Source organism: Pseudoalteromonas sp. LC2018020214 (genome assembly GCF_016598755.1).
GTDB lineage: Bacteria > Pseudomonadota > Gammaproteobacteria > Enterobacterales > Alteromonadaceae > Pseudoalteromonas > Pseudoalteromonas distincta.
In genome coordinates, this window is the sequence record NZ_CP066804.1 from 3,124,039 (window position 1) to 3,138,164 (window position 14,126).

Below are 14,126 nucleotides of genomic sequence, written 5' to 3' on the forward strand. Positions count from 1 at the left end.
TAATTACTTTTTAAATTATTGATCGCTATTTTTATCATCAAGGCCATCAATAGTAACGCCCTGTAAAAAGCCCGCACCTTGTTGTTCGTTATTGCGCAGTTTTATCATTAAGCGTAAATCATTTGGCGAGTCAGCATGGTGCAGTGCATCAGCGTAGTTAATTCGCTGCTGTCTGTACAACTCAAATAACGCTTGGTCAAAGGTTTGCATGCCCATTTCTTTCGACTTAGCCATTGCCTCTTTAATTCCGCCAATATCACCATTTTTAATCAGCTCAGCGACCATTGGTGAGTTAAGCAATATTTCAATAGCTGCAACACGGCTTTCACCATCAGCAGTCGGCACTAGTTGCTGAGCAACAATGGCGCGTAAGTTAAGTGCTAAGTCGTACTTAAGCTTATCGTGTTTTTCTTTTGGTACTAAATGCATAATACGGTCAATCGCTTGGTTCGCATTATTAGCATGTAGTGTCGCAACACATAGGTGCCCGGTTTCAGCAAAGCTTAGGGCGTATTCCATGGTTTCTTGCGATCGAATTTCACCAATCAAAATAACATCTGGAGCTTGGCGTAATGAGCTTTTAAGTGCCGACTCAAAGCTTTCTGTATCAAGCCCTACTTCGCGCTGAGTAATAATACTTTTACGATGCTCATGAACGAACTCAATCGGATCTTCAATCGTCAGTATATGACCTCGTTGATTACGGTTTCGATAACCAATAAGTGCAGCTAGTGAGGTCGATTTACCCGTACCTGTACCACCTACAAATAAGACAAGACCGCGTTTAGACATAATTACATCTGTCAGCGTAGATGGCAGACCTAAATCACTTACATCAGGAATTTGCGTCACAATACGACGAATAACCATACCTGCTCTATCGCGCTGCCAAAAAGCAGAAATACGAAAACGCCCTTCGTCGGTAGCAATCGCAAAGTTACATTCTTTCGTTGTATGAAACTCTGCTTTTTGCTTTTCGCTCATTGCAGATTCTACTAACTCAAGCGATTGCTCATCAGTCAGTCTATCGTCACTGAGAGCTGTTAGTTCACCGTTTATTTTTGCACTTACAGGTAACTGACTCGATACAAATAGGTCAGAACCCTTTTTCTCAATCATTATGAGTAAAAAGTCGTTTAAAGATAAAGCCATAATAATTTCTTACCCACCAAATTGTGTTTTGTCTTGCGCTTTTTCTTTCGCTGCCGCATTTGTAACAATACCGTGATTAACTAAATTAGTTAAACACTGATCCATTGTTTGCATGCCCACAGACGCACCGGTTTGAATAGACGAATACATTTGTGCAATTTTATCTTCACGAATTAAGTTACGAATAGCAGGGACTGCAATCATAATTTCGTGTGCTGCAACTCGCCCACCACCAATTTTTTTAAGCAGTGTTTGTGAAATTACCGCACGTAAAGATTCAGATAACATTGAGCGCACCATAGCTTTTTCTTCACCTGGGAATACATCAATAATACGGTCAATAGTTTTTGGTGCAGATGTTGTATGTAGCGTGCCAAACACTAAGTGACCCGTTTCGGCAGCAGTCATTGCAAGACGAATTGTTTCTAAATCACGTAACTCACCCACAAGTATTACATCAGGGTCTTCTCGCAATGCACTACGTAGCGCGTTTGAAAAGCTATGTGTATCGCGGTGAACTTCACGTTGGTTAATTAAACTTAATTTATTATCGTGAACAAACTCGATTGGATCTTCTATTGTTAGAATATGGTGATGTTTATTTTGATTTATATAATCGACCATAGCGGCAAGTGTTGTTGATTTACCAGAACCCGTTGGGCCTGTTACTAACACGAGTCCACGTGGGGTATCAGAGATTGTTTTAAAAATATCTGGCGCGCCTAAATCATCAAGCGTTAACACTTCACTTGGTATAGTACGAAATACCGCAGCGGGCCCGCGATTAGAGTTAAATGCATTCACACGAAAACGTGCTAAATTAGGCACTTCAAACGAAAAATCCACTTCGAGATTTTGTTCGTAGTCCTTGCGTTGATTATCGTTCATAATATCGTAAACCAGACTGTTTACGTCTTTGTCTGCAAGGGCTGGTATATTAATGCGGCGAACATCACCGTCTACGCGTATCATAGGTGAAACACCCGACGATAAATGTAAATCGGATGCTTTGTGTTGCACACTAAACGCTAATAATTCGGTAATATCCATTTATGACTCCACAACTAACTGATAAATATATGGTTACAATAGCAGAACGACTCACATCCGCCTACGCTAGAATTGCAGACGCGGCAAAAAACACACAGCGAAACACTAACGAAGTTACTCTACTAGCAGTGTCTAAAACTAAACCAAGCGAAGATATTATTGCAGCTTATGAGCATGGTCAGCGCGAATTTGGTGAATCTTATGTTCAAGAGGCTATAGATAAAATAGCTCAACTACAGTCATATAGCGACATCATTTGGCATTTCATTGGCCCTATTCAATCAAATAAAAGTGCATTAGTAGCTGCTAACTTTGATTGGGTGCAAAGTGTTGATCGCATAAAAATAGCAAAGCGATTAGATTCACAGCGCCCAGACGATAAACCACCTCTTAATATACTTATTCAAGTAAATATAAGTAATGAGGAAGCAAAGTCCGGTTGCCGCCGCGATGAAATAGATGAACTTGCCGATTATATTAACCAATGTGAGCACTTAACACTTCGAGGTTTAATGGCAATTCCCGCTAAAAGCGACAAACTGGATACGCAAATTCAATCTTTTGAGCAATTACAAACTTGCTTTGATAAACTAAAGACCCAATATCCTCAAGTAGATACTTTGTCGATGGGTATGAGTAACGATGTTGAAGCTGCCATTAGCGCAGGCTCAACCATGGTAAGGATCGGCACAGACATTTTTGGAACACGAACTTAAAAGGTGATAACAGATTTATGTCAGATAAAAAAATCGCATTTATAGGCACAGGTAATATGAGCTACGCCATTATTGGTGGCATGGTAAAAAACGGCTTTAACGCAAGTAACATAATTGCGACTAACCGCAACCAGGAAAAGCTTGAAAAGGTAGCATTTGATTTCAAGGTGCAAACCACCAGTGACAATAACGAAGCCCTGCGCGATGCTGATGTAATTGTTTTGTCTGTTAAACCACAAATGATGGGCGATTTATGTAAATCGTTTCAAGAGTCAGGCGTAGACTTTAGCGATAAACTGTTTATTTCTGTTGCTGCGGGCTTAACTGTAAAACGTTTACGTGAAATGCTAGGTCAAGACGTTAAAATGGTACGTTGTATGCCAAATACACCGTCTTTATTAGGCCGTGGTGTATCAGGTTTATATGGCGCGGGCGAAACACAAAGCGAACACGAATTTGTACAACAAGTTTTTGAATGCACGGGCATTGTTGTATGGGTGGAAAAAGAGTCACAAATTAACGATATTATTGCTGTAACCGGCTCATCACCTGCTTACTTTTTCTTATTTATGGAAGCCATAGAAGAAAAAGCTAAAGCGCTGGGCTTTAACGATGAAGACGCTCGTCGCCTGGTACAACAAACAGCCCTTGGCGCCGCCGAAATGGCACTTAGCCAGCCTGATATTAGTATTTCGCAACTACGTTCAAACGTAACATCTAAAGGCGGCACTACTCACGCAGCTGTTGAGCACTTAAAAGATGAAGGCTTAACTAAAACCGTTGGCGATGCAATGGATGCGTGTATTGCGCGTGCAGAGCAAATGGAAAAAGAACTTTAAAACCACTTTTTATTGAAGGTTACACTATGAATGCCATGCAATTTTTAATCAGTACCCTGTTTGATTTGTTTTTAATGGTGGTATTACTGCGCTTTTGGCTGCAGTGGGCAAAAGCCGACTTTTACAATCCAATGAGCCAGTTTGTGGTTAAAGCCACGTCGTTTGCGGTAAAACCACTGCGTAAAATCATTCCGGGGTTTGGCGGACTTGATTTAGCATCTCTGTTGCTGGCATTTATAGTGGCTGTAGCCAAAATTAGTACTTTAATGCTTGTTATATATAATGCGTGGGCAATACAGCCTGTGCTTATCCAATCACTTATAACGGTACTAAAAGAAGGCCTTAATTTAGTATTTTGGGTACTTATTATTCGCGCTATTTTAAGTTGGGTTAGCCAAGGCTATAACCCTATAGAAGCGGTTTTCCACCAGCTTACTGAACCAATGCTAAAACCAATTCGTAAAATATTGCCATCAATGGGTGGCTTAGATTTATCAGTTTTAGTGCTTATTATTGGTATTCAGTTTTTGCAAATGCTGCTTATGGATTTTTTAGTCTAATATGGATTTTTTAATTAGAGGCCCAAAGGCCTCTTTTTTATATGTTTTGAGGAATACATAATGAACCGTTTAATTGAGTTTTGTTTTATTGCTTGTTTAGCATTTGCATTTAACGCGCAAAGCGAAGAAATGCAAGGCGCACAATACAAAGAGCTTGGCCCTTGGCAAGTCCATTACATCGCCTTTCCTTCTACTTTTATTCAGCCAAAAATAGCAAAAGCGTACAACCTTGAGCGCAGTGGCTACAAAGGGGTTGTAAACATTTCTATATTAAAAAATGATGCCGATAAAACAGCACAAACGGCAAAGCTTACAGGCACAGCTAAAAACCTACTTGGCAACAAACAAACGCTTACTTTTAAAGAAGTAAAAGAAGGTGAGTCAATTTATTACCTTGCCCAAGTTGATTACACCAACGAAGAGATTTTACGCTTTGAGATTGAGATACAACAAAATAATCAATTTCAAAAATTACAGTTTCAGCAAAAATTTTACGTAGATTAATAACATGACCAAAACTTTAGTACTTGCTACAGGTAATCCTGGCAAAGTAAAAGAGCTCGCTAACATGCTAAGCTCTTTGAATATTAATGTAGTTCCACAGAGCGATTTTAACGTAGGTGAAGTTGCCGAAACCGGCACTACCTTTGTTGAAAATGCCATTATTAAAGCGCGCCATGCCGCTAAAATTACCGGCATGCCAGCTATTGCCGATGACTCAGGTTTAGAAGTTGATGGCCTAAATGGCGCACCCGGTGTTTACTCAGCCCGCTTTGCAGGCCCAGGTGCCAGCGATCAAGATAACATTGATAAGTTACTCGTAGATTTAGGTGATAACCCTATTCGCAGTGCACGCTTTTGGTGTGTACTGGTGTTAATGCGCCACGCAGACGACCCTACTCCGCTTATTTGCAGTGCAAGCTGGGAGGGCGAAATTACGCTCACTCAAAATGGCAACGGTGGATTTGGTTACGATCCTGTGTTTTTTGTAGCAGAGAAAAATTGTACGAGTGCTGAGCTTACAAAAGAGCAAAAAAATGCAGTGAGTCATCGCGGACAAGCGCTGCAAAAGTTATTACTAGAACTACAGCAAAAAGGCGGCCTGTGAACCTTCCACCACTGAGCTTATATGTGCATGTGCCTTGGTGCGTGCAAAAATGCCCGTACTGCGATTTTAATAGCCACGGACAAAAAGGTGAAATACCTGAAGCTGAATATGTTCAACACTTAATTGATGACTTAAAAGCAGATTTGCACTTAGTGCAAGGGCGTAAAATTCACAGCATTTTTATTGGTGGCGGCACGCCAAGCTTATTAACTGGTGCAGCTTATACCCGTTTATTAAATGAAGTCGACAACCTAATTGGGCTTGAAGAACACTGCGAAATAACCCTTGAAGCCAACCCTGGTACAGTAGAAACAGGTCGCTTTAAAGATTACGTAAAAGCAGGCATTAACCGTATTTCTATCGGTGTGCAAAGCATGCAAAATGACAAGTTAAAAGCACTTGGTCGGATTCATGGCAGCGACGAGGCAAACTATGCCGCGCAACAAGCTAAAGAAGCCGGTTTAAATAGCTTTAATCTTGATTTAATGCATGGCTTACCTGGGCAAACACTTGATGATGCTCTGAGTGATTTAAAACAAATAATAGCGCTCGATCCACCGCATATATCTTGGTATCAATTAACTATTGAACCCAATACTCAGTTTGCTTCAAAGCCCCCTACCTTGCCACAAGATGAAACACTGTGGGACATTCAAGAACAAGGGGTTGAGTTACTCGCGCAAGCAGGTTACGTGCAATACGAAATATCGGGCTATGCAAAACCAGGCTATCAATGCCAACATAACTTAAATTATTGGCGTTTTGGCGATTATCTCGGTATTGGTTGCGGCGCACATGGTAAGGTTACTGATGCAAATACAGGGCTTATTACGCGTACTGAAAAGGTTAAACACCCACGCGGCTATATGGATTTAATTAAACCGTATATGTATAAAAGCTGGCATGTAGAGCAAGACGATTTAGCATTTGAATTTTTTATGAATCGCTTTCGCCTTGTTGAGCCTTGCCCAATTAATGACTTTAATAAACTAACAACACTGCCGCTGCAAAGTCAGCAAAGTGCATTAAACCAAGCAATAAATAAAGGTTTATTGACTCAAACAGACAGCCATTGGCAGGTAACCTTAAAAGGTCATCGCTTTTTAAATGACCTGCTAGAATTGTTTGTGTAGCGCTAAGGCACTGCACAACAATATAAAACTAATAAATATAAATCACCCTAATGGGTTTCTAACAACAAAAGGGAAAACAATGCGTAAACTCACTTTTATTGCGGCCGCAGTAAGCGTTGCACTACTTGCTGGTTGCCAGCAAACAACACAACAATCTACTTCAGCCCCTATTGCACAAGCAGTTCAATCACAACAAAGTGAAATAGACAAAGCCAATGCATTTTTTGAAGATACATTTAACCGCGATGTAATGAGCAGCCCTGTATATCAAACATACATGGGGATTAAGCAAGATTACGATAAATGGGACGATGGCAGCGAAGAAAGAAAGCTCAAAGATTTAGCACAAACAAAAGCTGACCTAGTTGCATTAAAAGCAATTAATCGTGATTTATTAGATGATGCAACAAAAGTTAGCTACGACTTAAAAAAACAGGATCTTGAAAGCTCAATTGCTGACTTTAAATGGCGCTACCATAATTACCCTGTGAACCAAATGTTTGGTACGCATTCTATGATCCCTGCGTTTTTAATTAATCAGCACTCAATTAGTAATGTAAAAGAAGCTAAAGACTACATTTCACGCCTAAATGGTGTAACTGGTGTTATTGATCAGCTTATTACTGATTTAAATGTACGTGCAGAAAAAGGCATTATCGCCCCTAAATTTGTGTTCCCGCATGTTATTGATTCAAGTAAAAACATTATTCACGGTGCACCGTTTGAAAAAGGCGATGATTCTACATTGCTTGCTGACTTTAAACGCAAAGTAACAGCGCTTGAAATTGGCCAAGGCGAAAAAGACTCGTTAATCAGCGATGCATCAGATGCATTAAAATCAGCTGTTAAACCATCTTACTCTAAGCTAATTAATTACCTAGCGCAGCTTGAGAAACGTGCTGATGATCGCGATGGCGCATGGAAATTACCAGATGGCGAAGCGTTTTATAACAACGCACTTAAGCGCACTACAACAACAGATTTAACGGCTAAAGAAATTCATGCAATTGGTTTATCTGAAGTGACACGTATTCATGATGAAATGCGTGAAATTAAAGATAAAGTAGGCTTTAAAGGCGACTTAAAAGCGTTTATGCAGTTTATGAAAACTGACAAACAATTTTACTACCCTAATGATGCACAAGGTAAGCAACGCTACCTTGATGAAGCCACTGGACTTATTGATACAATGAAAACACGCTTAGATGAGTTATTCATTGTTAAACCAAAAGCTGATTTAAAAGTAAAAGCAGTTGAAGCATTCCGTGAAAAAGCAGCGGGCAAAGCATTTTACCAACAGCCAGCTCCAGATGGTTCACGCCCAGGCATTTACTACGCTAACCTTTATGACATGGAAGCTATGCCAACATATCAAATGGAAGCACTTGCTTACCACGAAGGTATTCCGGGTCACCACATGCAAATCGCTATCTCGCAAGAGCTAGAAGGCGTTCCTAAGTTCCGTAAATTTGGTGGTTACACAGCGTATATTGAAGGTTGGGGTTTATACTCAGAGTTCATTCCTAAAGAAATGGGCATGTACTCAGACCCTTACTCAGATTTTGGTCGTCTTTCAATGGAGCTATGGCGCGCATGTCGTCTAGTGGTTGATACGGGTATTCACGCGATGAAGTGGACTCGCCAAGAAGGTATTGATTACTACGTAAATAACACGCCTAATGCAACATCTGACGGTGTTAAAATGGTTGAGCGTCACATTGTAATGCCTTCACAAGCAACGGCTTATAAAGTGGGTATGCTTAAGATTTTAGAACTTCGTGAAGATGCTAAAAAGCAACTTGGTGATAAGTTTGATATTCGCCAGTTCCACGACGTAGTACTTAAAAATGGTCCTGTACCACTAAATGTACTAGAGAACTTTGTTAATGAATGGGTAGCAAGCAAAAAAGCTTAAAACCAATTTAAACAATTGCTTTAAATATGAAAGGTCGCATTTGCGGCCTTTTTTGTTTTATAGTAGTAAAAAAGATTTTTGGAAATAATAATGGATTTAAGCATACAACTACTTAATGCGCGTATTTCAAAGCAACAGTTAAATGAGCTCGATAACGACTTTAAGCAGTTAAGCCCTGCTCAGCAAACTTTGCAGCTTAACCATTTATATGACAGCGCCCAACGGTTGAGTGTTAAGTATGACTTTATGCAAAACATAGCAACGCGGATATTAAGCTCTAACACAGCGCCTACTCCATTTATCAATCAACTCACTAATATTGACGCATTGAGCTTTTTTACCCCTGCGCTGAAAGTAAATAAAGGCTTTTTAGTACAAGATACACAAGGAAATAACGTACTGCACAATGTGTTTAAGCATGCCGATGCGACAAAGCTGCCATTTAACTATGTGCGCTCTTTGATGCTGTTTGAATCAAATGATGAGTTAGCTAAAGCGCTGGCGCAGCCCAACTCTCATGGCTTAACACCGGTGGCCTGCTACATAGCCTATGCAAATAAACCTAGCACACCGGTAAAGCATGAATTTTCAGCTTTGTTAGCATTAATGGAAATAGAGCAAAAACAAAATCCTAACGCTAAACAACAGCTTGCCAACGTAATAAAAGGGCAAAAAGTTAACGAGACCACAATTTTACTGAGCGCCGCTTACTTGCAACGCTCAACGGCGCAAGTTGCTCACTTAATCAAGGCGCTTTAATTCACTCACAACTTCTGTACGCACACTGTCTATGGCATGTGTAATAGATTGCGCAGCACTTTGGTGATCAACCATATTTGGCCAATTTGTTTGCCAGACCTTTTGTAAGTCTTTTGTTTTTAAATGTACTTCATCAACGGCTAAGTAGCTTAAGTCATGAATTAGGTTAACTTTAACCCAGCCTTTTCTGGGGCTGCCATCTATTTTGTTATTATCGTAATGTGCCGCAAATACAATAAGCTCAAGCTCGGCTAGTTCTTGTAAGATTTGAAAGCTAGCAATGCGTGTATTGTTGTTATCTTCACTTGCCTCCATCCGCCATGCATTATAACTAAAGCCTATAAACGCAAATACTACGCTCGCTATAGCAGTGAAAAAATACGAACGGGGCGCCAGTACAAACTGACCATATTTAGACTCTGACATATTATTTCCTAGTCATTTAAATAATATTCAACACTGGTTACCACTCTTATATTTTTTATTTGCGGTGTGTTTGAATCTCGATTACTGATACTAAATTGCCCTTGGCGAGCTGTTTTTATTTTGCCTAATTTTGAATTAGAGTCTTTAGCAAATTTATTAGCGACTTCACGCGCTTTTTCAGTTGCTTCTTGCACCATCGCAGGCTTTACATCATTGAGGCCAGTAAAGATGTATTCAACTTTTGTTTCGTAGCTATCTTGCACTATTGCGATATCTTGTTTAGCAAGCTGGCTTACTTTACTCAGCGCGTTTTGCACTTTATCTGGCGCAGCAGAATAAACAATAATATTTGAGCGCACTATGTATCTAAACTGTTGATTTTCATTACTGTATTCACGTGCTTGCTTATCAATAACTGACTGGCTACCTATTGTTATTTCATCGTCGTCAAAACCATGGAGTTTTAAAAAAGCAGTTACCGCATCATTTTTTTTCTCAACCCGGCTTACTAATTTTTCAAGGTTATTGTCGGCATCACTAAATTGCAGAGGCCAAATTACCGTATCGGCTATTACTTCTCGCTCGGCCAATCCCTTAACCTGCACAGTACGTTCCATCCCTTTCACACTCAAAGCGGTACTTTTTAAAATAAACCCTAAGCTAATTAAGCCTATACTTAAACAAATAGCCGCTATAACAATGTAAAAACCGGGGGTTTTATTCACAATAATCTCCTTGATTGATATCAATAATAAGCATCGAGACGCTCGAAATAACACAGTAAACAGGGTACATTGAGACTATAAATAACGCAAAATTTAATCAGCCTAGGAAAAACCATGAGCCTTAAGCGTATAACCCAATTTTTTAACCCAAGCTCAGTGGCCGTTATTGGCGCCTCTAACATATCAACTCGGGCTGGTTTTGTGGTTATGCGCAACTTACTTCAAGGCGGTTTTAAAGGGCCGATAATGCCCGTTACTCCAAGCCATAGCGCAGTACATGGCGTACTTGCTTACCCCTCTATTGCTGACTTACCAAAAGTACCCGACCTTGCTGTTATTTGTACTAACAAAAATACCTTAATTGATATTATTGAGCAGCTTGGAGAGCTTGGCTGTAAAACCGCTATTGTTATTGCCGATGGGCTGTCTGGGGAGCAAAAAAGCGCGCTTAAAGCATGCGCTCAAGCCAAACAAGTTACTTTGCTTGGACCCAATTGCTTAGGCTTGCTGATCCCTCATATTGGTTTAAATGCGAGCTTTTCACATACCGTGGCAAGCCCAGGTAAAATTGCATTTGTATCGCAATCAGCAGCAGTATGCTCAACCATTTTAGATTGGGCTAAAAACAAAGAAATTGGCTTTTCATATTTTGTATCAGTAGGCGATTGCCTTGATATAAACTTTAATGAACTACTCGACTTTTTAGGTCGTGATGCTAAAACCAAAGCTATTTTACTCTACATAGATAACATTGAAGATATTCGTGGCTTTATATCAGCAGCAAGGGCCGCCGCCTTTAGTAAGCCTGTAATTGCGATTAAAACAGGTAAAACAACTGCGGGCGCACTTGCAGCCGAAATTCACACCGGCGGAAAGCAAAGCTCTGATGCTGTTTACGATGCGTTATTTCAACGAGCGGGTATGCTGCGTGTAAATGATTTACGAGAGCTATTTGCAGCGACACAAACACTCGCCATGCATCCAAAATTATTAAAAGTAGAACAACTGACAATTTTAACTAATGGTGGTGGCCCGGGTGTTATGGCCGTTGATGAACTTATTCAAAACTCCGGTAAATTAGCAGAACTAAGCATTGAAACCCGAAATGCGCTAAATAAAGTCATTCCGCAATCAGAAACCACCTCAAACCCTGTGGATATTTTTGGCGACTCTGCACCTGCGCGTTATAAGCAAGCATTAGAAATTTTACTGCACGCAAAAGAAGTTAAAAACTTACTGATTATCCATACTCCCTCAGCGCTTGCGCCCAGCGAAGACTACGCCAACATTATTGTAGAAACCTTACAAACATTACCTAAAATGGCACGCCCTTACGTTATAACTAATTTTATGGGTGAAGACGCATCTTACGCTGCCAGAAAAGTGTGCTCAAACAACGCAATACCCACTTATCGTACGCCCGAAGGGGCTGTAGGCGCGTTTATGCACTTGGTAACGTATCGTCGTAACCAAAAGCATTTAACGCAAACACCCGAGTCGAACACTGATGACGCTAAAATAAATAAGGTGGCAGCTAGAACCCTTATTAATGAGTTTTTAGATGATGGACAAAGCTACTTACCTACTCATCAGGCAAGCCAAGTATTGAACCACTATGGTATTAAATGCATTCAAACTGAGGTCGCTTACACCCCAACAGAAGCCAAAGAGCAAGCCATAGAGCTTGGTTTTCCAGTCGCATTAAAACTGATTAGTCCAAGTATTGCCTCAAAGTCTGAAGTAGGTGGTGTGGTGCTTAATTTAAACGACGCCAACGAAGTTGAACAAACCGCTTTTGCAATGCTTATCCGTATTAAAAACACTTATCCGGATGCTGTTATTGAAGGGTTTTCATTACAAAAAATGGCGCCGCGAGCAGGCGCAAATGAGCTGCGAATTGCAATTAAAACCGAGCCTAATTTTGGCCCAGTTATATTATTAGGTGAAGCAGGCACCGGCCTTGAATATGCACAAGCCGCCGTTGCTCTGCCTCCACTAAATATGAACTTGGCAAAGTATTTAATTGCTGCAGCGCACGACAAAGGCGTATTAAAGGAGCGCATACTCCCCGAAAAAGTTGATAAGTATCGTTTATGTGCACTGCTAACGCGTATTTCTCAGTTAGTTATTGATCAACCCGATATAAGCTCAATGGAACTAAATCCTATACTTGCCAGCAATGGGCAGTTTTTAGTGCTCGATGCCACTATGACACTTAACCGCTATCAAGCTCAGAGCAATCGTAAGCGCTTATCTATTCGTCCCTACCCTATTGAACTTGTTGAAGTGGTAACACTTAAAAACAACACCCAAGCTACGCTTAGGCCTATAAAACCAGAAGATGAACAAGCCCATAAAGCATTTGACGAGTCACTTAATAAAGAAGACAGATATAAACGCTTTTTTGGCGAACTACCACAGTTTAACCACGATCAACTCGCTAAAATGACCCAAATTGATTACGACCGTGAAATGGCGTTTATTGTGTGCCAACGCTTTGAAGGTAAAACCCGTACACTGGGTGTGTCTCGCGTCATTATGGATCCCGATAACCTACATGCTGAGTTTGCTATTGTAGTTCGCTCAGACTGCCAAGGCTTAGGGCTTGGTCGCATACTAATGAGTGCAGCAATTAACCACTGTAAACGTCAAGGTGTGGAATCGATTGAAGGCATAACCTTACCAGAGAATACAGGGATGATTGAGCTTGCCCGTAAGTTAGGTTTTAAAATTAGTCGCGACTTTGAAGAAGGCAGTATTAACATGGTACTTAAACTTAAATAATGAATGAACCGCAAACGTTACGCCAAAAAATGGCTTGCCTGTTTGAAGGTACAGGTCAATATCAACGTTCAGGGCATATTCTTGATATTGCACTCATTAGCTTAATAATGATTAACGTTGTAGCCATTGTTATTGAGTCAATCCCAAGTGTGGCAGAGCAGTATTACAACGAATTCTTAGTTTTAGAAATTGTATCGGTCGCTATTTTTGCTATTGAATACTTAGCCAGACTTTGGGCCTGTGTAGATAAAACACACTATGTAGCAATGGAAGGCTCGAACAATAAACGCAGATTAAAGTATTTTTTATCACCACTGGCGTTAATCGACTTAATAGCGATTTTGCCAAGCTTAATGATGTTTTTATTTCCTCTCGATTTACGTTTTTTACGCATACTCAGATTATTAAGAGTATTTAAACTCACTCGCTACTCACGCGCCATGCAGCTACTTTTAAAAGCCTTTAACGATGAAGGTAGTTCATTAATGGCTGCTTTTTTTATAATGGCCGTTGTGCTTATTTTAGCTTCATGCGGAATTTATTTAATTGAGCACGATATACAACCCGATAAATTTGGCTCTATTCCTGCGGCTATGTGGTGGGCAATGGCAACACTAACGACCGTTGGTTATGGCGATGTAGTACCTATAACGCCATTGGGTAAGTTTTTCGGTGGCGTTATCACACTACTGAGCATGGGTATGGTCGCTATTCCTACCGGATTACTGGCATCTAGTTTTTCAGAACAGATACGTAAACGGCGTCAGTTTTTTGAAGACGCTGTGCACGAGTCAATTCAAGATGGCACACTTAATGACACCCAACAAGTACACCTAGAAGAGCTACGCCATAAGCTAGGCTTGAGTAAACTAGAAGCTAACAAGGCCATTAAAACGCAGTTAAATGAGCATAACAGCCATTTGTTTTGCAGACACTGCGGTAAAAGGCCTTAAATAAGT

Annotated in this window: 14 protein-coding genes; 10 read left to right on the forward strand and 4 right to left on the reverse strand. The window is 40.4% G+C overall.

Annotated elements, in window-relative coordinates; all coding sequences use genetic code 11:
- Nucleotides 1–15 precede the first annotated feature (15 nt).
- Both JG479_RS13920 and JG479_RS13925 read right to left on the reverse strand, forming a co-directional pair.
- The gene (locus tag JG479_RS13920; RefSeq protein ID WP_024596219.1) at nucleotides 16–1,152 is read right to left on the reverse strand and encodes a PilT/PilU family type 4a pilus ATPase; all 1,137 of its coding nucleotides are present in this window, start codon (nucleotides 1,150–1,152) and stop codon (nucleotides 16–18) included.
- 9 nt (nucleotides 1,153–1,161) lie between these two features.
- Nucleotides 1,162–2,202 carry a type IV pilus twitching motility protein PilT gene (locus tag JG479_RS13925; RefSeq protein ID WP_039488318.1) on the reverse strand — a complete coding sequence of 347 codons (1,041 nt, stop codon included), beginning with the start codon at nucleotides 2,200–2,202 and terminating at the stop codon, nucleotides 1,162–1,164.
- 2 nt (nucleotides 2,203–2,204) lie between these two features.
- On the opposite strand from JG479_RS13925, the gene JG479_RS13930 reads away from it, so the two are divergent.
- From JG479_RS13930 to JG479_RS13965, 8 genes are all read left to right on the forward strand, one after another.
- A complete protein-coding gene (locus JG479_RS13930) occupies nucleotides 2,205–2,918 on the forward strand; it encodes a YggS family pyridoxal phosphate-dependent enzyme (protein WP_002962566.1) in 714 nt (237 codons plus the stop codon).
- Nucleotides 2,919–2,935: 17 nt separating this feature from the next.
- Nucleotides 2,936–3,757 carry a pyrroline-5-carboxylate reductase gene (proC, locus tag JG479_RS13935; RefSeq protein WP_002962567.1) on the forward strand — a complete coding sequence of 274 codons (822 nt, stop codon included), beginning with the start codon at nucleotides 2,936–2,938 and terminating at the stop codon, nucleotides 3,755–3,757.
- A gap of 26 nt (nucleotides 3,758–3,783) precedes the next feature.
- On the forward strand, nucleotides 3,784–4,317 hold the full coding sequence (locus JG479_RS13940; RefSeq protein WP_200219515.1) for a YggT family protein: 534 nt from the start codon (nucleotides 3,784–3,786) through the stop codon (nucleotides 4,315–4,317).
- 60 nt (nucleotides 4,318–4,377) lie between these two features.
- Nucleotides 4,378–4,821 carry a DUF4426 domain-containing protein gene (locus JG479_RS13945; RefSeq protein ID WP_149603225.1) on the forward strand — a complete coding sequence of 148 codons (444 nt, stop codon included), beginning with the start codon at nucleotides 4,378–4,380 and terminating at the stop codon, nucleotides 4,819–4,821.
- A gap of 4 nt (nucleotides 4,822–4,825) precedes the next feature.
- Nucleotides 4,826–5,425: an XTP/dITP diphosphatase gene (locus JG479_RS13950; RefSeq protein ID WP_002962573.1), complete on the forward strand. Its 600-nt coding sequence runs from the start codon at nucleotides 4,826–4,828 to the stop codon at nucleotides 5,423–5,425.
- Nucleotides 5,422–6,558 carry a radical SAM family heme chaperone HemW gene (hemW, locus tag JG479_RS13955; protein ID WP_002962575.1) on the forward strand — a complete coding sequence of 379 codons (1,137 nt, stop codon included), beginning with the start codon at nucleotides 5,422–5,424 and terminating at the stop codon, nucleotides 6,556–6,558. Before JG479_RS13950 ends, hemW begins: the two co-directional genes overlap by 4 nt.
- Before the next feature lie 79 nt (nucleotides 6,559–6,637).
- Nucleotides 6,638–8,473, forward strand: coding sequence for a DUF885 domain-containing protein (locus JG479_RS13960; protein ID WP_200219516.1), 1,836 nt, complete (start codon nucleotides 6,638–6,640; stop codon nucleotides 8,471–8,473).
- A 90-nt stretch (nucleotides 8,474–8,563) separates the two neighbouring features.
- Nucleotides 8,564–9,232: a hypothetical protein gene (locus JG479_RS13965; protein ID WP_138489661.1), complete on the forward strand. Its 669-nt coding sequence runs from the start codon at nucleotides 8,564–8,566 to the stop codon at nucleotides 9,230–9,232.
- Here the strand turns inward: JG479_RS13965 and JG479_RS13970 are convergent.
- Nucleotides 9,215–9,658 carry a hypothetical protein gene (locus JG479_RS13970; protein WP_002962578.1) on the reverse strand — a complete coding sequence of 148 codons (444 nt, stop codon included), beginning with the start codon at nucleotides 9,656–9,658 and terminating at the stop codon, nucleotides 9,215–9,217. The two genes, JG479_RS13965 and JG479_RS13970, sit on opposite strands and share 18 nt — an antisense overlap.
- 8 nt (nucleotides 9,659–9,666) lie before the next feature.
- Nucleotides 9,667–10,383 (reverse strand): SIMPL domain-containing protein, encoded by a 717-nt coding sequence (locus tag JG479_RS13975; RefSeq protein ID WP_002962579.1) that lies wholly within the window; start codon nucleotides 10,381–10,383, stop codon nucleotides 9,667–9,669.
- Between the two features lie 114 nt (nucleotides 10,384–10,497).
- On the opposite strand from JG479_RS13975, the gene JG479_RS13980 reads away from it, so the two are divergent.
- Together JG479_RS13980 and JG479_RS13985 are read left to right on the forward strand one after the other, a co-directional pair.
- Nucleotides 10,498–13,167 carry a bifunctional acetate--CoA ligase family protein/GNAT family N-acetyltransferase gene (locus tag JG479_RS13980; RefSeq protein ID WP_193225614.1) on the forward strand — a complete coding sequence of 890 codons (2,670 nt, stop codon included), beginning with the start codon at nucleotides 10,498–10,500 and terminating at the stop codon, nucleotides 13,165–13,167.
- On the forward strand, nucleotides 13,167–14,120 hold the full coding sequence (locus tag JG479_RS13985; protein WP_200219517.1) for an ion transporter: 954 nt from the start codon (nucleotides 13,167–13,169) through the stop codon (nucleotides 14,118–14,120). Before JG479_RS13980 ends, JG479_RS13985 begins: the two co-directional genes overlap by 1 nt.
- The last annotated feature ends 6 nt before the right edge of the window (nucleotides 14,121–14,126 follow it).

Coding starts and splice junctions, on each gene's coding strand:
- JG479_RS13920 (WP_024596219.1), bottom strand. CDS start 1,152: ATGGCTTTATCTTTAAACGACTTTTTACTCATAATGATTGAGAAAAAG.
- JG479_RS13925 (WP_039488318.1), bottom strand. CDS start 2,202: ATGGATATTACCGAATTATTAGCGTTTAGTGTGCAACACAAAGCATCC.
- JG479_RS13930 (WP_002962566.1), top strand. CDS start 2,205: ATGACTCCACAACTAACTGATAAATATATGGTTACAATAGCAGAACGA.
- proC (WP_002962567.1), top strand. CDS start 2,936: ATGTCAGATAAAAAAATCGCATTTATAGGCACAGGTAATATGAGCTAC.
- JG479_RS13940 (WP_200219515.1), top strand. CDS start 3,784: ATGAATGCCATGCAATTTTTAATCAGTACCCTGTTTGATTTGTTTTTA.
- JG479_RS13945 (WP_149603225.1), top strand. CDS start 4,378: ATGAACCGTTTAATTGAGTTTTGTTTTATTGCTTGTTTAGCATTTGCA.
- JG479_RS13950 (WP_002962573.1), top strand. CDS start 4,826: ATGACCAAAACTTTAGTACTTGCTACAGGTAATCCTGGCAAAGTAAAA.
- JG479_RS13960 (WP_200219516.1), top strand. CDS start 6,638: ATGCGTAAACTCACTTTTATTGCGGCCGCAGTAAGCGTTGCACTACTT.
- JG479_RS13965 (WP_138489661.1), top strand. CDS start 8,564: ATGGATTTAAGCATACAACTACTTAATGCGCGTATTTCAAAGCAACAG.
- JG479_RS13970 (WP_002962578.1), bottom strand. CDS start 9,658: ATGTCAGAGTCTAAATATGGTCAGTTTGTACTGGCGCCCCGTTCGTAT.
- JG479_RS13980 (WP_193225614.1), top strand. CDS start 10,498: ATGAGCCTTAAGCGTATAACCCAATTTTTTAACCCAAGCTCAGTGGCC.
- JG479_RS13985 (WP_200219517.1), top strand. CDS start 13,167: ATGAATGAACCGCAAACGTTACGCCAAAAAATGGCTTGCCTGTTTGAA.